The organism is Acinetobacter sp. YH12102 (assembly GCF_013419125.1).
In the GTDB taxonomy this organism is placed as follows: Bacteria; Pseudomonadota; Gammaproteobacteria; order Pseudomonadales; family Moraxellaceae; genus Acinetobacter; species Acinetobacter pseudolwoffii.
The window spans coordinates 230,716-256,430 of the sequence record NZ_VPAS01000004.1 but is presented as its reverse complement, the minus strand read 5'-3'; the positions used below and the strand labels follow the sequence as shown (position 1 = coordinate 256,430).

The following is a 25,715-nucleotide window of genomic DNA, read 5'->3' as shown; positions in this document are numbered from 1 at the left end:
TTAAAATTACTGGGAACGCTTAAAATCAGCAATATCTAGCTCATGTACCTGACCACGCCAGATCCATTTCAGTTTTGATTCCAGAAAAACATCGCCCTCGAACCAGACAAACAGACCTTCCATCATTTTGGGCCAGTCTTCTCGGCTGATGTCCTGACGCCCGGACATTACGGCAATCATCGCTGCCAGAATCGTGTCATGACTGACTGCCAGACTCAGCCCATATTTATTTTGTGGATGGGTGTTGTAAATCAGTTCCAGTACATCCACCACGCCATGAATCGGCTGTTTCATCCCAGGCAAGGCATTATTGACAAAACTGTTAATAAAACCGAGTGCACCCTGCTTGGCAAAATAAGGCCCAGCTTTTTGAATATCCAGCACAAAGCTGCCAGGCTCCACCAGAAGTCCCTGTTCAATAATTTCAATACGATGGGTATTCTGCTCAGGGGTAACCGCATCTGCCCCTTCAATCATCAATGCAGCGGTATCAATACAACGCTGGATCGGACTTGAAATACAGTGATGAATCACACGATCAGTTTGATCAGCCAGATAAGCACCCCATTCCTGCGCCAGATCCCGCCCCTGATTGGTCAATTGCAGATCATAGCCTGCCAGACCTTGACCCGGAACATCTTCACGAACCGAATGGCGTGTGAATAAGGTGACAGGCGTCTGTACATCAGGCAATAAATCAATTGCACTTAACATACTCGGTGGAAGCAGTTTCAGGGACACGTGACAGCCAACTGGATTGGTAATGAGTTAATCATCACTATACCATGCTCAGGATTTTGCTCAATGCTCGGCCTGCATGTCAGCCACCGCCTGTAATGCAATATTTTTCATATTATTATTTTTATAGGCAATAAATCCGCCATTGAGCAAGGTATCGCGATGATTATAAATAAATGGCCGTCCTTTTAAATCGACCAAACCACCACCAATCCGTTCCAGCATACATTGACCAGCACTAGTGTCCCATTCCGAAGTCGGATGAAAACGTGGATAGATATCCACCTGATCTTCCAGCATCATACAAAACTTGTAGGCGCTGCCCGCTTTGAACTCTGTATATTCGGTAAGTTTGGCCAGATGCTGTAAATAGTCGACATATTTCGGTTTCTGCTGGCTACTTTGACTCAGACCAATCGCAATTCTTTGGTCTGTTGGCGCTGCTTCATAGCCAAACCACGTATCTCGCTGAATATCATATTTATAAGGCAGCCCCTGCTCTGCACAGAAATAAATCAGTTGCTGTTCTGGTACTGCCAATATGGCAAAAGTCGTCAAACTTCCACGAACCAAACTCAAATTGATGGTGAATTCAGGCCGCTGATGCAAAAACTCCTTGGTGCCATCTAGCGGATCTAATAACCAGAATTCTGGCCATGAACGACGCTCATGTTCTTTTCCTTCTTCTGACAATAAAGGCAAGTCTGAAATATCTGCCAAAGCCTGAGTTAGAAAAGTATTGACCCTCAAGTCTGCCTGAGTTACCGGAGAATTATCATTTTTTTGGATGACATCAAAAGCCGCACCAGAACAATAACGCTGATATTCTTCTCGCAAAATTTCACAGGCTTGTGTCAAAATGGGCACAAACTGCAAAATCATCGGATCTTGTGGTGCTGCTATTGCTTTAAACATAGAAAACCTAAATATGTCAAAATGCTCTGAAAAACCTACCATAATTTTCGATATGGATGGAACTTTACTTGATCTTGCCTACGATGATTTCATCTGGAATGAGTTGCTGCCTGTCCGTTATGCCGAGACACATGGCTGTAGCATGGAACACAGTCAGACGACCCTCTCCGCATTCTATCAGGAACATAATCATACCCTAAACTGGTACTCCTCACGCTTCTGGACGGCTAAAGTCGAAGTTGATGTTCTGGCGATGCAGATTGAACATAAAGACAAAGTCGCCTTACGCCCGTATTGTCTCGAATTACTGGATTATCTGAAAACGAATGGCTACCCGATCTGGCTGGCCACCAATGCCGATTGTGCCGGCCTGGCCTTTAAATTGGATCACTTAAATTTAAGCCATTATTTTGATGTGATTGTCAGTTCAGAAACGATTGGGCATGCCAAAGAATTTGTTGAATTCTGGCAAGGCTTGAATGCCATGCATCCCTTCGATCCGCAACATGCTTATTTTATTGATGATACCGAAAAAGTCCTGAATGGTGCCAAAGCCTACGGGATTGAAAACCTGCTCAGTATCCAGCACCCCTCCTCGGCCAAAGTCGCACGCGAGACTTGCAATTATCCGATGCTGCACCAATTAACAGATTTAATCACTTATTTAAATCAGGCTGAGGTAGAGAAAAAATATGCGTAAATCGTCTTTACCCGAAGATGCGGTAGGCATGCGTATAGACAAATGGCTTTGGGCAGCACGGTTTTTCAAGACCCGTTCCATTGCCAAACATGCAATTGAAGGTGGTAAAGTCCACCACAATGGTGAACGTGTCAAAGTATCACGCGAAGTTCGTGTTGGCATGGAACTGACGATTCAGCAAGGCATCGACAAGAAAACCGTCCTGGTGAAAGAACTTTCCGATGTTCGTGGGCCCGCACCTGTGGCACAAAAACTGTATGAAGAAACCGAAGTCAGTATTGCTCGACGGGAATTGATTACCTCACAAAGAAAGTTGCATAATCTAGCTCGTCCCGATCATCGTCCAAGCAAGAAAGATCGCCGGGATATCAGTAAATTTAAAAATGAAAATAGTCAGAGTTTTGATCAGTCATGGTCGTATAATGACGATTAAATTCAAGCGTCAGAATGTGTCGTACATGCGCTGACATTGATAGAACACTAGGGAAAATTCTGTCACTATACGCCTGTGGAACAAAGCTCTAATTTAAGACATCCACTTGAGTACTAACTGAGTGACATCGTATTGAGGTTGTAAGATGGATGAGAATAAAAACAAGGCGCTTAATGCTGCCTTAAGCCAGATTGAAAAACAGTTTGGTAAAAATACAGTCATGCGTCTTGGTGACAATACCGTTCAGGCTGTTGAAGCAGTATCTACAGGTTCTTTAACCCTGGATATCGCACTCGGTATTGGTGGCCTACCGAAGGGCCGTATCGTCGAGATTTATGGTCCTGAATCATCAGGTAAAACCACGATGACCCTGCAAGCAATTGCAGAATGTCAAAAAGCCGGTGGTACGTGCGCATTTATCGATGCCGAACATGCACTTGATCCGCAATATGCGCGTAAACTTGGCGTAGATATTGATAACCTGTTGGTATCGCAGCCCGATCACGGTGAACAGGCACTTGAAATCGCAGATATGCTGGTACGCTCTGGTGCAATTGACATGATCGTGGTCGATTCTGTAGCTGCTCTAACGCCACGTGCGGAAATTGAAGGCGAAATGGGTGACTCGCATATGGGTCTGCAAGCCCGTTTGATGAGCCAGGCACTGCGTAAAATCACCGGTAATGCCAAGCGTTCCAACTGTATGGTGATCTTCATTAACCAGATTCGTATGAAGATTGGTGTCATGTTCGGTAGCCCGGAAACCACGACTGGCGGTAACGCATTGAAGTTCTATGCATCTGTACGTCTAGACATCCGTCGTATTGGTCAGGTGAAAGAAGGTGACGAGATCGTTGGTTCTGAAACCAAAGTCAAAGTCGTGAAAAACAAAATGGCACCTCCATTTAGAGAAGCGCTGTTCCAGATTCTGTACGGCAAAGGCGTGAACCATCTAGGTGAATTGATCGATCTTGCTGTACAGCAAGAAATCGTGCAGAAAGCCGGTGCGTGGTATTCTTATCAAGGCGACAAAATTGGCCAAGGTAAGAACAATACCATCCGTTATCTGGAAGAGCATAAAGAAATGGCACAAACCATTGAAAAGCTGATTCGCGAGCAACTGCTGACCAAAGCCGTGATCACTGAAGAAGATAATAAAGAAGAAGCAGATCTTTTAGATGCCTAATCTATTATTTGCCTAGTCTTTAAACATCACGACACAGCGCCTTACGGGGCGTTTTGTTATTATGGGTAGATGATAAAATGCGAGAGAAAGATGTCAGAGGCAAAATTCAGCAAACTGCTCGATTATGAAACTTTAAAACAGCAATTTGGCGATGCTGATGATCAAGCGACCCAGCAAAACACATTGAAACAAAAACCCACTTTCGACTCAGAAGAGCGCCTGTTTGATACCCCTGATGATGAAAAGAAAAAACCGGGCTTAACTGGCTCGCGTTTGCGTTCGTATGCCTTTGCCGTACTGACCCGCAAGGAATATGCCAAAGCCGAACTGATCGAGAAGCTATGCCTATATGCAGAGGATCGCGATGAAGTGCTGGAATTAGTTGAAGAATTATCACGAGAGAATTATCAGAGTGATCAGCGTGTCGCAGAAACCATGCTGTCGAGCCAAAAGCGTAAAGGCAAAGGCCCCAATCAGATTAAAATGAAATTAAAAAACAAGAAAGTTGATACGGCTTTAATCGCAGAAGAACTGAAAGAAACTGACTGGGTGCAGCAAGCCTATGCGCTGAAAGTCAAAAAATATGGGGCGGAAGTTACTAAAGATCCGAAGCTCAAGGCCAAACAGATCCGTTTTCTGATGTACCGTGGTTTTGAAATGGATACGATTATTAAGGCGATTAACCGTAAAGTGGAAGATTAATTTGTATTCAGATTCATTAATAGACCCACTACAAAAGTGTTTGCAGATTGATCTTAAAATGAGAAAATCAGTTCGCTAGCAGAACGAATTATCGGGATAATAAAATATTAAAAATTAGCTGATATTAGAAGTTAGTTTTGAGATTAATAGGCTGGGATAAAATGTTTTTATTATTGAAAAATATGGTGGCAACCCTACCAGCAAAGCTCCGGCACATCATAGTTCTATTACCGTTGCTACCTTCCGGTCCTGGCGGGGTTCATAGAGTACAATTGCGAAGTAACCAGCAGGGCTACCATTACAAAAACAGAGTATAGAGATTTTTAATCAAGTTGCAAGCTTTGTTCCTTAAAATAATCCATCAAGCTATCCGTTTGATTATTTTAAAAACAATATTGATATTTCTGCTGATTTTCAAGCGATCTTCACAATCAATCCATCAACACCCAGATTCGCATGATCTTTGTAAAACCTTGTTGCAATTTCTAAAAATGCCGTTTTTAATGTGTGCAATGTATATGAATGATCTTCTTTAAAAGATGAGCAGCGGATACGTATCTCACAAAGAATTATGGAAATTTTATGATGTTTAAAAAGACCGTATTGTGTGCAGTGACAGCACTCTTTACCACACCGCTATTTGCCAATATTCCAATTGAATCGCGTGGCTTGAGCCAGACTGCCAATCAAGCGTCAATGAATACCCAGTCTGCGAGTTCTGCCGGCGTATCGACACCTGTGCAAACCAATACCAGCTGGCAGATTATGCAAAAAAACCAGCAACTGGAAAGTGATCTGCGGATCTTGCGCGGCAAAATGGAAGAACAGGAAAATGAAATTGCCCAACTGAAAAGCGAACTGACCAATCGCTATGCCGATCTCGATCAGCGCCTGGAACTGTTACAGCAAAAAATTGAACCGGCTGAAGAAAACCCAACGGAGGACAACCCACAGGATAGTTCTCCCAGTTTAAATGCGAATGAGATCAATACAGCGAGCAGCGGACAACAGCCCACCGAGCTGGACAAAGCAGCCTATACAGTAGCCTTAGATGCCTATAAAAATGGCGGTGCAGCCAAAGCCATTGCACCCATGCAGAACTTTATTAAAAACAATCCGAATAGTGTGTATATCAGCAATGCCTATTTCTGGTTAGCAGAATTCAATCTGGCCATCGATCCGCCAAATTTTGAAGAAGCAAAACGCAATTACACCATTGTGGCAGACCGCTATCCAAAGTCGACCCGTGCTTCGCGTGCGCTTTATCAACTGCATAACATTAGCAAGGACGTCGAGCAAAAACCGGCCATTGCCACCCAGTACAAGAACAAATTACTCAGTAATTACCCGCAATCTGAAGAAGCTAAATTTTTTAAGTAATAATCTTCTAGATAACCCTTAATTCAGCAATAAAAAAGACACCTTAAAGGTGTCTTTTTTTACTTGAAATATTTTAGCGCACAATACCACGCTTGGATTGTTCAAGAGAATCAATCAAACGTTGTGCTTCGGCAACTTCCGGCAAGATATCTTTACGAATCTGCTCGATTGCTTCCTGCGTGGTTAAACCTGATTTATAAATCAGTTTAAAGGCAGTACGCAAACCGTCAATTATGGCCTTAGACCAGCCCTTACGACGCATTCCCTCAATATTCATAGCAAAAGCGTGCGCAGGATTACCTGACACCATCACATAGGCCGGCACATCTTTCAAAATCAGTGATGCTCCGCCAATCATGCTATAAGAGTCAATCTTGCAGAATTGATGAATCCCTGAGTTTCCACCAATGACCACATAATCCCCGACATGAACATGTCCAGCCACACCGACATTATTGGCAAAGATATTGTGATCACCGACCATGCAGTCATGGGCAATATGGGTGTTGACCATTAGAAGATTATGACTGCCAATCTTGGTTAAACCCTGATCCTGAACGGTACCACGATGCAAACTACAATGCTCACGGATCTTGTTGTGATCGCCAATCTCAAGCCAGGTTTCTTCACCGGCATACTTAAGATCCTGACAAACCTCGCCTACACTGGCGAACTGGAAAATTTCATTATATTCACCTATACGCGTATAGCCACCCACCACTACATGTGAATGAAGTTTGCTACCCGCACCAATAGTGACGTTTGGCCCAATAATACAGTATGGACCAATTTCTACATCAGCAGCGATGACTGCTGATGCGTCAATAATGGCAGTTGGATGAATAAGGGGATTATTGCTCATGCCTGCTCGACTTTTTGATGCGAAACCATAATTTCCGCGGTTGTTGCGACGACGCCATCTACAGTGGCAATACAATTATATTTGTAAATGCCGCGCTTTTGCATCACCAATTCAGCTTTTAATACCAATTGATCGCCTGCAACCACCTGTTTTTTAAACCTAACCTTCTCCGCACCGGCAAAAAGGAACAATGAACCTGCACTTGGTGTTTCATTGTTCATCACAAAACCCAAGATTCCCGAGATTTGTGCCAGTGCTTCAACAATCAGCACACCCGGCATAATTGGATAATTCGGAAAATGGCCTTGCAAAAACTCTTCATTAATTGAGACGTTTTTATAACCAACAATGCCATTTTCGGTAATCTCGACCACGCGATCAACCAATAAAAATGGATAACGATGGGGCAAATATTCACGAATCTTTTGAATATTCATTGGCAATTCAGGTTTCGTGAATGTAGGCAAATTCGACTCTGTCATCATAATTATTTACGCAACTTAAATGTTGATTCAATGGACTCAATTTGAGATTGCATATGATCTAGTCGTTTCATCACCTGGGTCAATGGCACATCTGCTAATTGTTTAAAACGCACAGCAGCACGTTTCCAGTGCAAACTTTCTAACATAGGTGTGCCAGAAGAATAACTGCCCGCCTCAGAAATATTTTTTGTCACCATTGACATGCCAGTAATTGTGACATTATCTGCGATATTAATGTGGCCTACTACCCCCACCGCACCTGCAAATACACAGTTTTTGCCAATTGTAGTGCTTCCGGCGATTCCGCATTTTGCTGCGAGTGCGGTATTGGCACCAATCTTGACGTTATGCGCGATTTGCACAAGATTATCAATAATCACACCCTGTTGCAAAATCGTATCATCCAATGCACCGCGGTCTATACTACAGTTTGACCCGATACGCACATCATCAGCAATACGCACAGAACCAAGCTGGGCAATACGATGCCATTTACCTTGATAAGGTGCAAAACCAAAACCTTCGCTGCCAATCACGGTATTGGCATGAATACGAACGCGATTGCCAATTTTGGCGCCACCCGTCAGCGTCACATGCGCATCAATAAAACAGTCCTGACCGATTTCCACATCATTATCGACATGTACATGAGGCTGAATCACGGTATTGGCGCCCACAACACAATGCTCGCCAATCACCACATAGTGTCCAATATACGCATCATCGGCGATGATCGCTGAAGGATGAATTTGAGCAGTACTTTCGATACCACGCTGGGTATTTTTTTTCTCAAATACATGGGTCAGGATCGCAAAAGCCAGATAAGGATTTGCAACAACAATAAAGTTCTGATGTGACGTTATTTGTTGTTTCAGTTCAGCAGTGACAATTAAAGCAGCCGCCTGACTTTGATTGGCTTGCTCTACATATTTGTCTGCATTGACGAATGCCAAATCTTGCGATGTCGCATGCTCAAGACTGGCCAAAGCGCTCAAACGCAAATCTGCCTGACCTACGCACTCGCCTTGAACCAGGCGAGCAAGGTCAGCTAACTGAAGCTGTTGATGATTCATTGATTACTTAATTGCATTAACCTTTTGAATCATTTTATCAGTTAAATCATATTTAGCGTCATAAGCAAGTGCTGAATTTTTATTTAAAACCACATTCAGGTTATTTTCTTTACGCAATTGTTCAGCAATTTGCTTTACACGTGCATCAAATACCGTCCGAATCTGCTGAATCGAACTTTGAACATTACTCTGCACAGATTGTTGCAACTGATTCAATTCCTGAAATTTAGCCTGATATTGCGTAGACATCTTCTGCTTTTCAGCATCACTCAGTTTGGTATTAGACTGAGCACGCTGCTGCAAAGCTTCCAGTTCTTTACTGAGTTGTTCAATCTTGCTGGTTTGTGGCTGAATTTTTTGTTGAAATGCCGTGTTTTGCTGTTTCAGATAAGTACTGCCTTCGACTACACGCTCCAAGTCAATCACACCAATACCAGCTGCTTGAGTCAAAGGTGCAATACTTGCCAAAGCCAGGCTCATCGCCATGATCATTTTTTTCATATTCTTACTCATTCAAAAAAATTTGCTCATAAAGCCTCGCAACTTCATGAGCAAAATCTATATTCAGGATTAGCTAATAATCTTAGAAAGTACGGCCGATTTCGAACTGGATATTTTTGGTCTCATCACCGTCTTTCTTATTCAACGGATAAGCATAGCTCAGAGATAATGGTCCAATCATGGTAATCCAGGTGAAACCAGCGCCAACGCTATAACGCATATTGCCTGCATCGAAACCGAAGTTATCTTTACAGTATTGTTTTGCATCTACATCAGTATTTTGTGGATCAAGATATAAATTTCCACGCGGCACATCACAGTTGGTATCAAAAACTTGCGCACCTTCTGCAAAGATGACCGGACGAACCTGACGTGCCCAATCACCTTTAAATGGTACAGGCAGTACCAGCTCAGTACCAAACTGAACCAATGCATTACCACCCACTTCTTCTGGATCATTATCCCGGACACGTGATTCGCTATACGTTACCCCTGGGTATCTTGGCCCAAGTGTACTGTTTTCATAACCACGCACCGAACCAAAACCACCGGCATAAAAATTCTTATAGAATGGCAGGTCATTACCATAGCCCAACTTACCATAACCACGCAGAACAAAATCTTTGCCTAACGGGAAAAATGCCTGAGCATCATAGGTGAGTTTTTGATATTCAACATCACTGCCTGGCAAGGCTATTTCAGCATTGACACGATGTGACATCCCCGTAGTCGGGAACATTGGACGGTTTAGGGTATTATACGACCAGCCCAAGTTCAAGTTATAAGTTAAAAACTCTCCTTGGAACTCATCAGGAAAAGAGACCCAACTTTCATTATTTGGACCACAAGTTCCTTCTTCAGCATTCAATAATCCATCTGGACAATATCTACCTGGACTTCCTGTTTCCTTACCACCATTCGCCAATAAATAATCACGAACATAAGTAGAAACATAAGGCCCAGTCGTTACTTCTGTCTGGTCAATATTCAGGCCTAGGCTAACACTCTGGTTTTCATCAATTGGATAACCAAAGTTAATCCCACCACCAAAACTGTCCGTCACGTAGTTGTTGACGTTATAGTCATCGTCTAGCTTGGTCTTGCGGTAGTACATGTTATAACCGCGACGCACACCATCAATGGTGAAGTACGGGTCCATCACACTCAGGTTATAGTAATCTTGGGTTTCAGAACGTGACAGGTCAATCGATACGCTATTACCAGTTCCCAGGAAGTTGGTTTGACTTAAACCTGCCTGGAAGGTCACACCACCACTTTGCGAGAAACCGACAGCCAGAGTACTGGTACCCGAATGCTGTTCTTCAACCGCAACATTCAAGTCCACCTGATCTGGCGCGCCCGGAATACGTGCAGGCTTGATATCGACAGTTTTAAAGAAACCGGTACGCTCCAGACGGACTTTGGACAGATCAATCTTTTCATTACTAGCAAGTGCACCTTCCATTTGGCGCATTTCACGACGTAATACTTCATCTGCAGTTTTCGTATTCCCAGTGAAATTAATACGTCGTACCGTGACTTGCTGACCTGGGTTGATATAGTAATTTAGATCAACCAGTTTGGTTTCGTTGTTAATTTGAGGAACGATGTTGACTTCTGCATAGTAATAGCCTGCATTACCATACTTACGCTGCAATAATTGCTTAACCGCGTTAACTTTTTCCTGCGAATAAATTTCGCCTTCTTTGAAGATTTGTAAAGCCTGTAATTCTTCAGTCTGATAAAGCGCATCACCTAAGTATTTGGTTTGACCAAATTTAAATTGCTCGCCTTCATCTACAGACACTTCAATAAAGACATTCTTTTTATCTTCACTCAAGTTCAAACTGGAATTGGTAATATTAAAGTTAATATAACCCTGGTTCAGATACATAGCACGCAATGCTTCAAGGCTTGCAGCCATTTTTTCACGGGCATAACGGTCATTACGTGAAATCACCGAGTTCCAGCTACTTTCTTTAACAGCAAATGCCTGTTTAATATCTGATTCTTTGAAAACAGTATTGCCAATGATATTGATATCAAAAACTTTTGCGGCTTTACCTTCAATAAAATCAATCAGCAATTCAACTCGGTTATTCGGTCTTGCTGTCGTCGTGACGGTAACATCCGCATCATAGCGACCTTGCTGCATGTATTGCTGTTCAAGCTCGGTTTCGACTGTCTGTAAAGCAGATTTTTTCAGCACTTCACCTTCAGCCAGACCCATTTTTTTCAGGCCATCTTCAAGTGCTTCCTTTGGAATCAGCTTATTGCCTTTCAGTTCGATTTTCGAAATGACTGGGCGCTCTACCACCTGAAAAACTAGAGTATTGCCTTGCTGAACAGCTTTGATGTCATCAAATAAGCCTGATGCATATAAACTGCGAATTGCATTGGCAATGACCGGATCATTGACCCGATCACCACTGTTAATTGGCACGAGGCCATATACATTCTCAGGAGTTAAACGCACTAATCCATCAAATTTTATATCTTGTACAATGAATTCATCTGCTGCATATACTTGTTGTGCTACTGCCATTGCACTAACGAGTGCCAGAGGCATAAATAAATGTGTGTGCTGCATGCCAGTCTTTTCCGCTGTTAATTTATTCCATCTACGTTGTTATAAACGCATAAAATCATTAAATAATGCCAGAAGCATCATACTGCCGAGCAGTACCATACCAATTTTTAGTCCAACCAATTGTATTTGTTCGGAAACAGGTTTACCACGAATTAATTCAACAAAATAGTAAACCAGATGTCCGCCATCAAGCATTGGAATCGGCAGTAGATTTAATATTCCTAAACTTACACTCATTAGCGCCATAAAGGAAATAAAAGTTTCCCAACCCATTTCTGCGCTTTGTCCTGCGACTTTGGCAATGGTGATCGGTCCAGATAAGTTATCCAGTCCAATCATGCCACGTACCATTTTGACAATCGAGTTCAGAATCATCGAAGATAAGTGCACCGTTTTATCAAATGCCATCACCAGTGCTTCAGCTGGATTGTAGTGAATGGTCTGCTTATATTCTGTGGGAATCGAGATTTTACCCGGATCACTTTGTACACCGAGCATACCCGTGACATTGCCCATATTGTCACGCTTGCCCTGTGGCATCACTTCAAGTTGCACCACCTGGTTTTCGCGCAATACATCCATCTTCAGTAATTTTTCTGGTGATGCCTGTACAATTTGTACCACATCAAACCAGTCTTTCATCTGGACACCATCAATGGCCAGAATTTTGTCACCTTGCTTCAGGCCTTGGCGAATTGCTGCACCATCTTCAGTCAGCTTGCTAATCACAGCCGGAATTTCCGGTCGATAAGGCAAGAAGCCCAGACTGTCTAACGGAGATTGACTCTGGTCTTTTAAATAGTCCCGAATCGGTAACTGGAACAGCTTGTTTTCCCCGGCACGTTCTGCCTGAATAGACACTACACCGGTTTCACCCACACGATCCACCAGCGCATAACTCAGTTTTTCCCAGGTTTCGACTGGAGTCCCGTCCACAGCAACAATTTTGTCACCCGGCTGCATTTGTACTGTTGCAGCCGGCGTATCTGGTAAAACTTTACCAACGCGGGTATTCAGCTGCTCTTGTGCCGGTAAAAACAGCACCCAGAATAACAGCACCGCAAGAATGAGGTTGATCAATGGTCCCGCTGCCACAATGGCAATCCGTTTCCAGGGATGCTGACGGTTAAATGCTTTGGGCAAGTCTTCTTCAGCAACATTGCCTTCACGTTCATCCAGCATTTTCACATAACCGCCTAAAGGTAAGGCGGATAGCTGATATTGAATGCCAGATTTTTTTGAGGTCCACTTTAACAGCGTTGGTCCAAAACCAATCGAATACACCAACACTTTAACGCCCAGTTTACGCGCCACAATATAGTGACCAAACTCATGAATCGCAATTAAGGGACCGAGTAACAGGATTGCGGCTGCAATAATAAACAAGGCGTTCATGTCTTAACTTCCTTTATTCACAACATACTGCTGTGATAAACCTCGTGCCATTTGATCTGCCTGCAAGATAGCCTCCAGATCATTTGCCGGCTGATTATCCATCTGATTCAGGACATGCTCAACCACTTGAGGGATTTGGGTAAACCTAATTTGCTGATGTAAAAATGCGTCAACTGCAATTTCATTGGCCGCATTTAAAATCGTGGGTGCAATCCCGCCGCTCTGCATCGCCTGACGCGCCAACTTTAATGCAGGAAACCGAATCACATCCGGTTCCTGAAAGTTAAGCTGCGAGTGCATAAACAGATCTAAGGGTGGTACATGCGTACTGATTCGCTCAGGCCATGCCAATGCATGTGCAATAGGTGTGCCCATATCCGGATTACCCATTTGTGCCAAAGTTGAACCATCTACATATTGAACCATGGAGTGAATAATACTCTGTGGATGCACCACGACTGTAACAAATTGTTCTTGAACTGCAAACAAATGACAGGCTTCGATCAATTCCAGACCTTTATTCATTAAAGTCGCTGAATCGACCGAAATTTTTTGGCCCATTGACCAGTTGGGATGCTTGCAGGCCTGTGCAGGCGTCACATCTTCAAGCTGTTGTAGACTATGATTGAGAAACGGCCCACCAGATGCAGTTAACAAAATTTGCGAGACACCCAGCTTGGGCTTGCCATGACGCTCTGCCTCAAAATAGTGCTGTGGTAAACACTGGAAAATCGCATTGTGTTCAGAATCCACCGGAAGCAACAATGCACCATGATCGCGTGCAGCCTGCATCATGATGTCACCGGACATCACCAAAGCTTCTTTATTGGCCAACAGTACGCGCTTGCCTGCTTTTACTGCAGCCAGTGTCGGCAACAATCCGGCAGCACCGACAATGGCAGCCATGACAATATCGACATCCGCATGTTCAGCCACAGCAATTAAACCGGCTTCATCTTGCAGAATTTCAATATCAGCCAGACCATGTTGCTGAAGGAGTTTTGAAAACTCCTCCACTTTTGCCGCAGGCACCACCGCCACTTTAGGGCGATATTGCTGGCAAATCTTGACCAGCTCATCAATACGACTTTGCGCGGTTACAGCAAAAACCGAGTACGCTTCAGGATGTCGCTGCAAGATTTTTAAAGTACTTTGACCAATAGAACCTGTAGCACCCAGTATACAAACCGCTTGTGACATTTATAAATCTACACCAATAAGTTTTAGAACAGCAATACCTGCCGCAAAGATTGGAGCTGCAGCAAGCAAAGAATCAATACGATCCAGCACCCCACCATGACCCGGTAAAATACGGCCCGAGTCTTTAATACCGGCACGTCGTTTGATCATGGATTCAAACAGATCTCCCAGTACTGAACTGAAGACCGTGATCACCGATAAGGTCAGGAATAAAATAAGTTCTGGCCAGGTCATCTCCAGATAAAGCAAAGCAACTGCAATCACAATCAGCATTGAGGTGACCACACCACCATACAGCCCTTCTACAGATTTGTTTGGGCTGACATTTGGTGCAAGTTTTTTCCTACCGAATTTACGGCCAACAAAATACGCACCGCTGTCTGCGCCCCATACCAGTAAAAACAGGTACATCAACCACCACGGTGAACTTTGCCAAACCGAGAAAATTGCGGTGACAGCAGCAGAAATCAGCACTACACCAATGCCATTTAGGCTTGTATTGTACCAGCCGTCATACTCAGGATAAGACTTGACCCAGTAAATACTGAGTAACCAGGTAATAATAGAAGCCACCCATAACAACAAAGCGACTTCAGCAAAATACAATGCCAATGCTGATAGAGCCGCGGTCAGCACCCCATATCCCCATGCAACGGGCTTGATGACCTGCTTAAATTTTCGCGGCATGAGTTTAAACCACTCATAACCGGCAACCCCGGCAGCAAGAACCATCAATACAAACATTGGATAATGTGATTCAGTAGCAAACATACAGCTCAGTACAACTGCTACCAACACCAATGCGGTTATAATCCGCTCAAACATGTATTAATTCTCAAGTTTTTCCTGATGAACCTGCTCTGATGTTTTACCGAAACGACGTTCACGCCCACCAAATACGGCAAGTGCATCATCAAGTTCTTCAACGGTAAATTCTGGCCACAGCGTCTCAGTGAAATAAAGCTCTGCATAGGCTGCCTGCCATAACAGAAAATTCGACAGACGGAAATCTCCGCCAGTACGAATCAGCAGATCAACTGCTGGTAAGTCACCGAGGCTGACATATTGACCAAATACATCAGTATCAATTGCATCAAGATCTAATTTATTTGTTAAAACATCACTGGCAATTTGCTTTGCAGCTTGTGCCATATCCCACATACCGCCATAACTGATTGCAATAGTGAGTGTCATACTATTGAAATTAGCAGTCCTTTGTTCGGCTTGCAACATGAGTCCCTGCAATTCAGCGGACAAACGGCTGCGATCACCGATAAAACGTAAGGCAATATTGAATTTTTCCATGCGGGGGAGTTGCTCATGAATCGTGTCAAGCAGGAGTTTCATGAGCAATTCGACTTCAAACTGTGGACGATTCCAGTTTTCACTGGAAAAGGCAAAAACAGTTAAAGCCTGGATATTTCTTTTTCTACAGTGTTCTACAATCGGATCCAGAACCGTTTTTCCTTCACGGTGTCCATCACCTTTCTGCATCTGATTTTTTTTGGCGAAACGATTGTTGCCATCCATAATGATGGCAACATGTTTCGGAAGACAGGGGTTTTCTTCAGCAGCGGTCATCGATGAATTAGACCTTCATCAATTCAGCTTCTTTCGCAGCCAAGCGTTTGTCAACTTCAGCAACAAATTTGTCGGTAATTTTCTGGATTTCATCAGCAGCACGACGTTCTTCATCTTCAGAAATTTCTTTTTCTTTCAATAAAGCTTTGATATCACCCAATACATCACGGCGAATGTTACGAATTGCCACTTTCGCATTTTCTGCTTCAGTACGGGCAACTTTCTGCATGTCACGACGTGTTTCTTCAGTGAGTGCTGCCATAGGTACACGGATCGCATCTGCTGAAATCGGGTTAAGACCCAAGTCAGATTCACGAATCGCTTTATCAATTGCAGCCACCATTGAACGTTCAAATGGTTGAACCAACAGGGTGCGTGAATCTTCAACACCAACGTTTGCCACCTGGTTCAATGGAACGTCTGAACCATAGTAAGAAACCATCACATTATTTAAAATAGATGGATGCGCGCGACCGGTACGAACTTTTGCAAAACCATGCTCTAGAGATTCTAGAGTTTTGTTCATACGGTCTTCGCTGTCTTTTTTAAGATCGTTAATCATATGATCTTCCTTACTTAATTCTAAAAAAGTTAATTGCTAAATTAGCGCGTAGTATAAAGTGCTTTGGTGCTCACGTCATTAATTGGTAACGTGAGTCCCTTCTTTTTCGCCCATCACCACTGAAAGTAATGCGCCAGATTTATTCATATCGAATACTTGTAGCGGCACATTATGGTCACGACACAAACAGATCGCAGTTAAGTCCATGACACCCAGTTTTTCATCCAGCACCTGATCAAAGGTTAAAGTGTCATATTTAACCGCATCGTCATATTTGCTTGGATCTTTGTTATATACGCCATCGACTTTAGTGGCTTTCAAAATCAAATCTGATTCGATTTCAATACCACGCAAACATGCTGCGGTATCTGTGGTAAAGAATGGATTACCTGTACCTGCCACGAATACACACACTTCACCCTGAGTCAGGTGACGGATCGCATCACGGCTCGAGTAAGACTCAACCACAGTACCAATTGGCAGTGCAGACATCAAACGGGTTTTAATATTACGGCGCACCAAAGCGTCGCGTAGTGCCAGACCGTTCATCACGGTTGCCAGCATACCCATCTGGTCGCCAGTGACCCGGCCAACCAGACCGTCTTTTTGCAGCTGGCTACCGCGGTACAGGTTACCACCACCAACCACGATACCTACTTGTACGCCTAAACCCACAAGGTGCGCAATAGAAAGCGACATCTGGTCGAGCACTTGTGCATCGATTCCCATGTCTTTATTGCCTGCCAGTGCTTCACCAGAAAGCTTTAACAGGATGCGACCAAAGCGTGGCTTTTTAGAATCCAACATCATCAAACTCCAAAGTATTCAATTTAAATTTTTTTAATTCAAAATCTTAAGCAGATTTGACTGAAATGAGTTTTGCATACAGATCATATTCGTCTGCATCGGTAATCTCGACTTCAAGCAAATCCCCTGCCTTAATGACGCTTTTATCAATATCTTCCACAAAAACATTGCCATCAATTTCAGGTGCATCTGCATAAGAACGCGCAACTGCCACCGGGAATTCTTCTTCCAGATCATCTACCAGCACGGTCATGGTCTGACCAATACGTTTTTGGAGTTTGGCTGCCGAAATTTCTTGCTGAACCTGCATGAAACGCTCATAACGCTCTTGTTTAATTTCTTCAGGAACGTGGTCTGGCAAATCGTTTGCTGTCGCACCTTCAACTGGTGAATAGGTAAAGCAACCTACACGATCCAATTGAGCTTGTTTCAGCCAATCGAGCAGCATCTGGAAGTCTTCTTCGGTTTCACCCGGGAAGCCCACCACAAATGTTGAACGGATAACCAGATCAGGACATTTTTCACGCCAGATATTCAATCGCTCCAGTGTGTTTTCACTGTGCGCAGGACGTTTCATCAGCTTGAGAATTTTTGGACTCGCATGCTGAAATGGAATATCCAGATAAGGCAGGATTTTGCCTTGAGCCATCAGGTCAATCACGGCATCGACATGCGGATATGGATAAACATAGTGCAAACGCACCCAGACTCCCAACTGACCGAGTGCTTCACACATGTCATAGAATTTGGTTTTCACCGGCTGGCCGTTCCAGAAATCCAGCTTGTATTTGGTGTCCAGACCGTAAGCAGAAGTATCCTGGGAGATAACGAGTACTTCTTTAACACCGGCACGTTTCAGCGCTGCGGCTTCTTCAAGCACAGAACCAACTGGACGGGAGACCAAATCACCACGCATGCTTGGAATAATACAGAAAGTACAACGATGGTTGCAGCCTTCCGATATTTTCAAATAGGCATAATGTTTAGGTGTTAGGCGGATACCTTGCTCTGGAACTAAATCAATAAATGGATTGTGTTTTGGCGGTTCAGGCACGTATTGATGAACCGCATCCATAACATCTTTATATGCCGCTGCACCTGTCACTTTCAGGACATTCGGATGCATCTGGCGAATCTTGTCTTCGTCTTTACCTAGACAGCCTGTTACGATGACGCGACCATTCGCGCTCATCGCCTCACCAATCGCGTCTAGCGATTCTTGCACTGCGGATTCAATGAAACCACAGGTATTTACTACAACTAAATCAGCACCGTCATAATCCGAAGCGACGTCATAACCTTCAGTCTTTAACTGGGTTAAAATACGTTCAGAATCTACCAATGCCTTAGGACAACCTAAAGATACAAAACCGACTTTGGGGGACTTCATGAATTTTCGCTCTACTAGAATGCGCGTATTGTATGTCTTTTCGCATCATAAAAATAGTTGAAAACCTGACTCTTTGCATCATGCACTAAAATAACGCCATAAAATATACAACATATTTGCGCGCGCACCAAAATAGAACATTTTAGATTTACAGCCTCAATTTAATCCGCTATACCTAAGATGAATTGTGTCGCTGTGGCACATTTCTGCATTTCATCGCAATAAATAAGCTTTAGTCATAAAAGTTGGCGTGCATCTTGCATCAAATCAGAACTTAAAATTGATTAAATTGCTTTATGAAGATGCCATTGCGCCATTTTAATACAGGAAAAAAACCGCGAATGGATCAGCTTATTCCGATCGACTATCGTGTTTTAGTGGACAATATGACCACGTGTATCTTATTGGTAGACCGCGATCTTAATATTTATTATCTCAACTCTGCCTGCGAAGCCTTATTTGATGTGAGCTTATTTCGCGCCAGTGGAAGTCCGGCACTGGGTCTTCTGCAACATCCGACCGATGAGTTTAATACTGAAGAAGCGCTGAACAACACTTTAACTACAGGCCAACCTTATACGCGCCGTGAAGCCACACTGATTGTCAACTTTAAGGACATTCATGTCGATTACACGGTTTCTCAACTAAATCTGGGTAAGCCCTATCACCCACTGTTGTTAATCGAGCTCAATCCTCGTGACCGTATGCTTAAAATTTCGCGTGAAGAAAACCTGATTCAGCAACATCAAGTGGCTCGCCAGCTGATTCGCGGTGTCGCGCACGAAATCAAGAACCCACTCGGCGGAATTCGGGGGGCAACACAACTTCTGGCTCGCAGTCTGAATGATCCACAATACAAAGAATTTACCGATATTATTATTAGTGAAGTCGATCGACTCCGAAATCTGGCCGACACCATGCTCGGTTCACGCCAACTGCCAAGCTATGAGCTGGTAAATGTACATGAGCCACTTGAGCGGGTGCGCTCACTCATCGCCAATCAAAGCAAAAAGAAAATCAAGATTATTCGGGATTATGACCTGTCCTTACCTGAAGTGCTGGCAGACCGTGATCAACTGATTCAGGTGATCTTGAATATTTGCGCCAATGCAGTACAGGCCATGACCGAGAACAAAGAGTTTTTTGTCGATCACCAGCCTGAACTGGTTTTAAGAACCCGGATTCAGCGCCTATTTACCATTAACGGGGCAATTCATCGCTCTGTGGTACGCATTGATATTGAAGACAATGGCCCTGGGGTCCCCGAAGACATTATCGAATCTGTGTTTTATCCACTGGTCACCAGTCGCGCCAAAGGTACCGGACTGGGTCTCAGTATTGCTCAAAATATTATTCATCAGCATAACGGCATGATTGAATGTCAGTCCGTGGCTGGAAAAACCGTGTTTAGCTTATATTTACCTTGGGAGTCGAATCATGTCGCGAAATAAAATATGGGTGATTGATGACGATCGTGCCATGCGCTGGGTACTGGAAAAAACCTTTAAAGAAGAAGGCTTGGACGTGACCAGCTTTGAAGAAGCACAATCCGCACTAGATCAACTCAGTGTTGATGCACCAGATGTGATTCTGACCGATATCCGTATGCCGGGGATTGATGGACTCACCTTCTTGGGTAAGGTCAAACACAATTATCCTGACCTGCCTGTGATTATTATGACGGCGCATTCAGACCTAGAGTCTGCTGTATCAAGTTATCAAACTGGTGCTTTTGAATATCTGCCAAAGCCTTTTGATATTGATGAAGCGCTGGCACTGGTCAATCGTGCGATTTTGCATATTACCAAGCTGCAACAACAAGAATCAGCAAAAGTTGCCCCGCCGATTCAATCGACTGAAATTATCGGTGAATCTCCCGCCATGCAGGAAGTGTTTCGCGCCATCGGCCGTTTAGCGCAATCGCATATTACTGTACTCATTAATGGTGAGTCCGGTACAGGGAAAGAATTGGTGGCACATGCCTTGCACCGCCATTCACCGCGTAGTGCAAAGCCCTTTATTGCCCTGAATATGGCAGCCATTCCCAAAGACCTGATCGAAACCGAACTTTTTGGTCACGAAAAAGGTGCATTTACCGGTGCCAATACCCAGCGTCAAGGTCGTTTTGAACAGGCCAACGGCGGCACGCTGTTTCTGGATGAAATTGGCGACATGCCTTTTGAAACCCAAACCCGTTTATTGCGTGTTTTGGCCGATGGCGAGTTTTATCGTGTCGGTGGTCATATTCCCGTCAAGGTTGATGTGCGGATTGTGGCTGCCACACATCAGGATCTGGAAAAACTGGTACATGACGGCCGTTTCCGTGAAGACTTGTATCACCGCCTGAATGTGATTCGGATTCACATTCCAAAACTGGCACATCGCAGTGAAGACATTCCGATGCTGGCGCAGCACTTCCTGGCACGTGCTGGTAAAGAACTCGGCGTTAATCCCAAAATTCTGCGTCCTGAAACCCAGGAATATATGCAAAAACTGCCGTGGCAAGGCAACGTACGCCAGCTTGAAAATACCTGTCGCTGGCTAACCGTGATGATCACGGGTCGTGAAGTCTATCCAGAAGACCTACCACCTGAACTGAAACAAATTCCAATTCAAGATTTGGATTTAGGCTCACCAATTCCAAACTTAAACCAAGTGGGTCCACAGCACTGGGATGAATTGCTGGGTCAATGGGCCATGCAAAAACTCAAAAATGGCGAGATGAAACTTCTGGATGTCGCTACACCAATGTTTGAGCGCACCCTGATTAATGCTGCACTACAACAAACCCGTGGTCGCAAACGTCATGCAGCTGAACTTTTGGGCTGGGGCCGTAACACGCTGACCCGCAAGCTCAAAGAACTCGGTATGGATACGGCCGATGATGAGGTAGAAGAAGAAATCGAAAGTCCAAGCTAATCTATAAAAGCACCTTCGGGTTACTGCTCTCTCACAGTTGAATTCCAGGTATTTGATTTGTGAGTGTGGCAAGGATGCCACACATTCCCCATCATGACAGGATGTAGTGTATGGGGGATAAAGACTTTTGCCTACTTTTGGTCTGTCAAAAGTAGGATTTAGCCTACACAAAGTAATTTAAATTTTTCAAAGAAAAGACAAGGCTTTGAAAAATTAAATATATAAAAATATCAAATATTTAAGCATATGGTGTCATCATATTGACTTGGTACTGAAATAAAGTTCAAATTGTGGAACAGTAGTGAACTTCGGGTGCTTTTTTATACTAAGATGAGCTAAACAGTCAAGCCGATATAACGCGAATAACCTGCTGCGCCCAAGTCTGACTTTAAGATCAGATAATCTGAATAAGTACTGGCGGTAATTTCATCAAACATATTCACCTGATCGTCATTGGCATGCAGATCATCTACCGAACGCGGCATGCTGTGCTCAAATTCATCGGTCATATATTCAAAGCCAATATCCATGGCAATAAATAAAGTATGTTCACATGGCTGTACATATTGTTCTTCAGTCCAGTCAATAATGTTCTGCTGGCAATGTGGACAGGCAATATTATCAGTGGCCTGAATATCGAGTTCGATCAGTTGGTAAGGCATATAAAAATCAGTCTGTTTGCTATCCATCTATTTTAGCAAATTTTATCTGCCGATTTTACTCAATTAAAATATGAGCCATAACAAAGGAATCCGTAGATTCCTTTTTAATAGCAATAAAAATAGAAAGCTGGCTTATTTATGAGCTGCCTTACAACGTGACAGTGCCGTGACCGCTACCGCTGATACAACCACCGCAGGTAAACTTGCCATAAGGATACCTGTAGTTCCCAAACCTAATGCCAAAATTTTCCCGGTTAATAACGGACCGGTCATGGCACCTAAACGGCCTAAAGAAATGGCGCTGCCCACGCCTGTAACTTTACCTGCACCTGAATAAAAAATCGGTGAGATGCCATACAGAATAGATTGACCACCTGTAGAAAAGATCCCGCCCATCACCCCGGCTAAAATTAATAGCGGAATCGAGGTACTGGTGAACAACAAAACCAAGGCAACAAATAAGCCGCTGTAAATAAGGGCTGCCATTTGCCACAATTTTAAACGATCTAGCAAATAACCCAAACCCAAGGTTCCTATCACCGCACCCACCTGAAACACCAGCATCACCAGAAATGCCTGCTGTTTTTGCAAGCCTTGTTCCATCAGCAAATTAGGCAACCAGCTAATCAGAATATAGTTGATCATCAAGGTAAAAAAGAAACCTACCCAAAGCGGCACTGTATTTTTATACTGTTGCTGCTTGAACAAAACCTCGACCATGCCCGGTACAGCTTCGCCAGATCTTTTTTGCGCTACCGCTGCTTTAGGTTGATCTTTAAGAATAAAGGTCATAAAAGGGAGAAGCGCTAAAGGCGTTAAACCACCAATTAAAAATAAAGTCTGCCATTGAATATCTGGAAACACCATAGCCAAACCGGCGACAAAAATAGCACCAACAGGCAGGCCACAATACATCAAGCTATTGAACTTACCGCGATTGGCTTCAGTTGCTTCATCTCCAACCACGGAAATCATGGTCGGCATTGCAGCACCCAGACCCAAACCGGTCAAGAAACGCGCAGCATATAAAACCTCGATGCTCGGTGCAATTGCAGTCAGCGACATGAACACACCAAAAATAGCCACAGACAACATCAGGACTTTCTTTTGTCCCAAATAATCCGCGATACGTCCGCCAAAGAATGCACCAAAGAGCATTCCAAAGACGCCCAGACTAAACACATAGCCCATCTGAACCTGATCTAAAGCAAAGCTTGCCGCAATTCCTTTTGCTGCAATTCCAGGAGCCTGAAGATCGAAACCCTCAAAAAATGCCACCCAAAAGCACAAGAAAATCGTCAATATTTTTCGTAATTTTTCACTATAAGGCTGTATCATGATTGATCTCCATCAATAACCTATAAATCGTTTGATAGCCTGACGATCCTATTCCCCCTATTCTTATCCTAATCTGGTCAGAGAAATACCACGACAATAGTCGGATTTAAGTTCATCAACTTGGCTCAACACCCTTTCCATTAGACCTAAAAGCTAAAATTTATAGACTTTTTACATCTTAATAATTTTTATTATCTTTATAAATAAGGCATTTAGTTAAATAGTAGTTATTTATAATTGAATGATAGCCGAGACTTATACAAAAATATCAGCCGATAAAAAGCCCGCATTGCGCGGGCTTTTTCACACTGTATTCTTAAGCAGATTTTTTCGTTTGTGCATTCTTACGAATCGTAATCATCACCAATTGAACAGCCGCAGGCGTCACACCCGGAATACGGCTGGCTTGCGCCAATGTTTCAGGACGTACATCCTTCAGTTTCAACGTGATTTCACGCGACAGCCCCGACACGATGTCATAATCGAAGTCACCTGGAATACGGGTTTCCTCAAGACGTTTCATTTGTGCCACGTCTTCATGCTGACGGTTGATATAACCCGCATATTTCACTGCGATTTCAATCTGATCACCGACCTGCGCAGATACATCAGAACCGGTTAACTCGGCAATTTGCGCAAATGAAATATTTGGACGTTTCAAAAGATCGATCGCTGAACATTCTTTAGATAAATCTGCGCCAGTCATCTCAACGAATTTCTTGCCCATTGGATTGTTTGGCGCCGCCCAAAGATGCTGCAAACGACCGGTTTCTTTTTCAACTGCTTCCATTTTTTCGCAGTAAACCGCCCAACGTGCATCATCGACCAGACCCAATTCACGACCGATCGCAGTTAAACGCTGGTCGGCATTGTCTTCACGTAACATCAAACGATATTCAGCACGTGAGGTAAACATACGGTACGGTTCTTTGGTGCCTAACGTAATCAGGTCATCTACCAATACACCCATATAGGCTTCATCGCGTTTTGGTGTCCACTGCTCTTGATCCCAGGCACGACGTGCAGCATTTAAACCTGCCAGCAAACCTTGTGCACCTGCTTCTTCATAACCAGTGGTTCCATTAATTTGACCAGCGAAATACAGGTTATTAATCGCTTTGGTTTCAAGGGTAAATTTCAACGCTTGCGGGTTGAAATAGTCGTATTCAATGGCGTAGCCCGGACGCAAAATATGCGCATTTTCCATACCACGGATTGAGCGAACCAACTCAAACTGCACATCAAATGGCAATGAAGTTGAAATACCATTTGGATAAAGCTCATGCGTATCCAGACCTTCCGGTTCCAAGAATACTTGATGCGAGTCTTTATCGGCAAAACGGTGAATCTTGTCTTCAATTGATGGGCAATAACGCGGCCCCACACCTTCAATTTTACCGGTATACATCGGTGAGCGATCTAGACCACCGCGAATAATCTCATGCGTACGTTCATTGGTATGGGTGATATAGCAGTTCACCTGTTCCGGATGCATAGACGCATCGCCCATAAACGACATGGTTGGAGATGGGAAATCACCCGGCTGCGGTGTCATTACAGAAAAGTCGACCGAACGTGCATCGATACGCGGTGGTGTACCGGTTTTTAAACGCCCCACAGGTAAATTCAATTCGCGCAAACGTGCTGCCAATGAAATCGACGGCGGATCACCGGCACGACCACCACTGGATTTTTCCAGACCAACGTGAATTACGCCGCCCAAGAATGTACCCGCAGTCAACACCACAGTTTTGGCATCAAAACGAATGCCCATTTGGGTAACCACACCTTTGACGGTATCGCCTTCAACAATCAGGTCATCAGCCGCTTGCTGGAAAATATCCAAGTTCGCCTGATTCTCTAAGGTTTCACGAATTGCCGCTTTAAAACGGACACGGTCTGCCTGCGCACGTGTTGCACGAACTGCTGCACCTTTACGCGAGTTCAAAATACGGAACTGAATACCGCCTTTGTCGGCAGCCAGTGCCATTGCACCGCCCAAGGCATCAATTTCACGCACCAAGTGCGATTTACCAATACCACCGATGGCCGGGTTACAGCTCATCTGCCCTAAAGTCTCAATGTTATGAGTTAAGAGTAAAGTCTGTCGACCCATACGCGCTGCAGCCAGAGCTGCTTCTGTACCGGCGTGACCGCCACCGATAACAATGACATCGTATACTTTAGGATAATGCATAGTGGTAATTGAGAGATAAAAAAGGATAGCTGAGTATTATAGCAAATTTCATTCTAAAGTAGACAGATTCAGTCGAATTTATCCTGAGATAAAAAATGA

Annotated in this window: 24 protein-coding genes and 1 other RNA gene; 7 read left to right on the top strand and 18 right to left on the bottom strand. The window is 43.8% G+C overall.

What is annotated here, in order from left to right:
• Positions 1-6: 6 nt before the first annotated feature.
• Together FTU42_RS05710 and FTU42_RS05705 are read right to left on the bottom strand one after the other, a co-directional pair.
• A complete protein-coding gene (locus tag FTU42_RS05710) occupies positions 7-741 on the bottom strand; it encodes a phosphoglycerate mutase family protein (protein ID WP_180075091.1) in 735 nt (244 codons plus the stop codon).
• A gap of 60 nt (positions 742-801) precedes the next feature.
• Positions 802-1,653 carry a 3'(2'),5'-bisphosphate nucleotidase CysQ gene (locus FTU42_RS05705; RefSeq protein ID WP_005096720.1) on the bottom strand — a complete coding sequence of 284 codons (852 nt, stop codon included), beginning with the start codon at positions 1,651-1,653 and terminating at the stop codon, positions 802-804.
• Between the two features lie 13 nt (positions 1,654-1,666).
• Between FTU42_RS05705 and FTU42_RS05700 the strand changes: the two genes are divergently transcribed.
• The 4 genes from FTU42_RS05700 to FTU42_RS05685 all read left to right on the top strand — a co-directional run bounded on the left by FTU42_RS05700 (position 1,667) and on the right by FTU42_RS05685 (position 4,674).
• Complete coding sequence (locus FTU42_RS05700; protein WP_180083152.1) at positions 1,667-2,353, top strand: HAD-IA family hydrolase; 687 nt, start codon at positions 1,667-1,669, stop codon at positions 2,351-2,353.
• Positions 2,346-2,786, top strand: a complete 441-nt coding sequence (locus FTU42_RS05695; protein ID WP_005096718.1) for an RNA-binding S4 domain-containing protein — start codon at positions 2,346-2,348, stop codon at positions 2,784-2,786. The genes FTU42_RS05700 and FTU42_RS05695 overlap by 8 nt, the downstream gene beginning before the upstream one ends.
• 145 nt (positions 2,787-2,931) lie before the next feature.
• A complete protein-coding gene (recA, locus tag FTU42_RS05690) occupies positions 2,932-3,972 on the top strand; it encodes a recombinase RecA (protein WP_005096717.1) in 1,041 nt (346 codons plus the stop codon).
• Between the two features lie 90 nt (positions 3,973-4,062).
• A complete protein-coding gene (locus FTU42_RS05685) occupies positions 4,063-4,674 on the top strand; it encodes a regulatory protein RecX (protein WP_180075093.1) in 612 nt (203 codons plus the stop codon).
• A 192-nt stretch (positions 4,675-4,866) separates the two neighbouring features.
• Here FTU42_RS05685 and ffs read toward each other — a convergent pair.
• Positions 4,867-4,963, bottom strand: an RNA gene (gene ffs / locus FTU42_RS05680) — signal recognition particle sRNA small type.
• Between the two features lie 293 nt (positions 4,964-5,256).
• On the opposite strand from ffs, the gene FTU42_RS05675 reads away from it, so the two are divergent.
• Positions 5,257-6,054, top strand: a complete 798-nt coding sequence (locus FTU42_RS05675) for a YbgF trimerization domain-containing protein (RefSeq protein ID WP_074382857.1) — start codon at positions 5,257-5,259, stop codon at positions 6,052-6,054.
• A gap of 73 nt (positions 6,055-6,127) precedes the next feature.
• On the opposite strand, the gene lpxA is transcribed toward FTU42_RS05675, so the two are convergent.
• The 12 genes from lpxA to rimO form a co-directional block, all read right to left on the bottom strand.
• Positions 6,128-6,916, bottom strand: a complete 789-nt coding sequence (gene lpxA, locus FTU42_RS05670; RefSeq protein WP_074382858.1) for an acyl-ACP--UDP-N-acetylglucosamine O-acyltransferase — start codon at positions 6,914-6,916, stop codon at positions 6,128-6,130.
• Positions 6,913-7,398: a 3-hydroxyacyl-ACP dehydratase FabZ gene (fabZ, locus tag FTU42_RS05665; protein ID WP_171063349.1), complete on the bottom strand. Its 486-nt coding sequence runs from the start codon at positions 7,396-7,398 to the stop codon at positions 6,913-6,915. The genes lpxA and fabZ overlap by 4 nt, the downstream gene beginning before the upstream one ends.
• Before the next feature lie 5 nt (positions 7,399-7,403).
• The gene (gene lpxD, locus FTU42_RS05660) at positions 7,404-8,474 is read right to left on the bottom strand and encodes a UDP-3-O-(3-hydroxymyristoyl)glucosamine N-acyltransferase (RefSeq protein WP_005096712.1); all 1,071 of its coding nucleotides are present in this window, start codon (positions 8,472-8,474) and stop codon (positions 7,404-7,406) included.
• A gap of 3 nt (positions 8,475-8,477) precedes the next feature.
• Positions 8,478-8,975: an OmpH family outer membrane protein gene (locus FTU42_RS05655; RefSeq protein WP_100355035.1), complete on the bottom strand. Its 498-nt coding sequence runs from the start codon at positions 8,973-8,975 to the stop codon at positions 8,478-8,480.
• Positions 8,976-9,057: 82 nt separating this feature from the next.
• Positions 9,058-11,520 carry an outer membrane protein assembly factor BamA gene (bamA, locus tag FTU42_RS05650; protein WP_373686733.1) on the bottom strand — a complete coding sequence of 821 codons (2,463 nt, stop codon included), beginning with the start codon at positions 11,518-11,520 and terminating at the stop codon, positions 9,058-9,060.
• A gap of 84 nt (positions 11,521-11,604) precedes the next feature.
• A complete protein-coding gene (gene rseP, locus FTU42_RS05645; RefSeq protein ID WP_159515857.1) occupies positions 11,605-12,960 on the bottom strand; it encodes an RIP metalloprotease RseP in 1,356 nt (451 codons plus the stop codon).
• A 3-nt stretch (positions 12,961-12,963) separates the two neighbouring features.
• Positions 12,964-14,160 (bottom strand): 1-deoxy-D-xylulose-5-phosphate reductoisomerase, encoded by a 1,197-nt coding sequence (gene ispC / locus FTU42_RS05640; protein ID WP_005171243.1) that lies wholly within the window; start codon positions 14,158-14,160, stop codon positions 12,964-12,966.
• Positions 14,161-14,985 (bottom strand): phosphatidate cytidylyltransferase, encoded by an 825-nt coding sequence (locus tag FTU42_RS05635; protein WP_074382864.1) that lies wholly within the window; start codon positions 14,983-14,985, stop codon positions 14,161-14,163.
• A gap of 3 nt (positions 14,986-14,988) precedes the next feature.
• The gene (gene uppS, locus FTU42_RS05630; protein ID WP_005096706.1) at positions 14,989-15,741 is read right to left on the bottom strand and encodes a polyprenyl diphosphate synthase; all 753 of its coding nucleotides are present in this window, start codon (positions 15,739-15,741) and stop codon (positions 14,989-14,991) included.
• A gap of 7 nt (positions 15,742-15,748) precedes the next feature.
• The gene (gene frr, locus FTU42_RS05625) at positions 15,749-16,303 is read right to left on the bottom strand and encodes a ribosome recycling factor (RefSeq protein ID WP_005096705.1); all 555 of its coding nucleotides are present in this window, start codon (positions 16,301-16,303) and stop codon (positions 15,749-15,751) included.
• Between the two features lie 78 nt (positions 16,304-16,381).
• Positions 16,382-17,110, bottom strand: a complete 729-nt coding sequence (gene pyrH / locus FTU42_RS05620) for a UMP kinase (RefSeq protein WP_005171248.1) — start codon at positions 17,108-17,110, stop codon at positions 16,382-16,384.
• Positions 17,111-17,156: 46 nt separating this feature from the next.
• Positions 17,157-18,500, bottom strand: a complete 1,344-nt coding sequence (gene rimO, locus FTU42_RS05615) for a 30S ribosomal protein S12 methylthiotransferase RimO (RefSeq protein ID WP_180075096.1) — start codon at positions 18,498-18,500, stop codon at positions 17,157-17,159.
• 341 nt (positions 18,501-18,841) lie between these two features.
• Between rimO and glnL the strand changes: the two genes are divergently transcribed.
• Together glnL and glnG are read left to right on the top strand one after the other, a co-directional pair.
• Positions 18,842-19,951, top strand: a complete 1,110-nt coding sequence (gene glnL, locus FTU42_RS05610; protein ID WP_005096702.1) for a nitrogen regulation protein NR(II) — start codon at positions 18,842-18,844, stop codon at positions 19,949-19,951.
• Complete coding sequence (gene glnG, locus FTU42_RS05605; RefSeq protein WP_005096701.1) at positions 19,938-21,419, top strand: nitrogen regulation protein NR(I); 1,482 nt, start codon at positions 19,938-19,940, stop codon at positions 21,417-21,419. The genes glnL and glnG overlap by 14 nt, the downstream gene beginning before the upstream one ends.
• Positions 21,420-21,754: 335 nt before the next feature.
• On the opposite strand, the gene FTU42_RS05600 is transcribed toward glnG, so the two are convergent.
• The 3 genes from FTU42_RS05600 to mnmG form a co-directional block, all read right to left on the bottom strand.
• Positions 21,755-22,081: a hypothetical protein gene (locus FTU42_RS05600; protein WP_035337926.1), complete on the bottom strand. Its 327-nt coding sequence runs from the start codon at positions 22,079-22,081 to the stop codon at positions 21,755-21,757.
• A gap of 132 nt (positions 22,082-22,213) precedes the next feature.
• On the bottom strand, positions 22,214-23,419 hold the full coding sequence (gene mhpT / locus FTU42_RS05595; protein ID WP_180083150.1) for a 3-(3-hydroxy-phenyl)propionate transporter MhpT: 1,206 nt from the start codon (positions 23,417-23,419) through the stop codon (positions 22,214-22,216).
• A 316-nt stretch (positions 23,420-23,735) separates the two neighbouring features.
• The gene (gene mnmG, locus FTU42_RS05590) at positions 23,736-25,616 is read right to left on the bottom strand and encodes a tRNA uridine-5-carboxymethylaminomethyl(34) synthesis enzyme MnmG (protein ID WP_100328704.1); all 1,881 of its coding nucleotides are present in this window, start codon (positions 25,614-25,616) and stop codon (positions 23,736-23,738) included.
• Between the last annotated feature and the right edge of the window lie 99 nt (positions 25,617-25,715).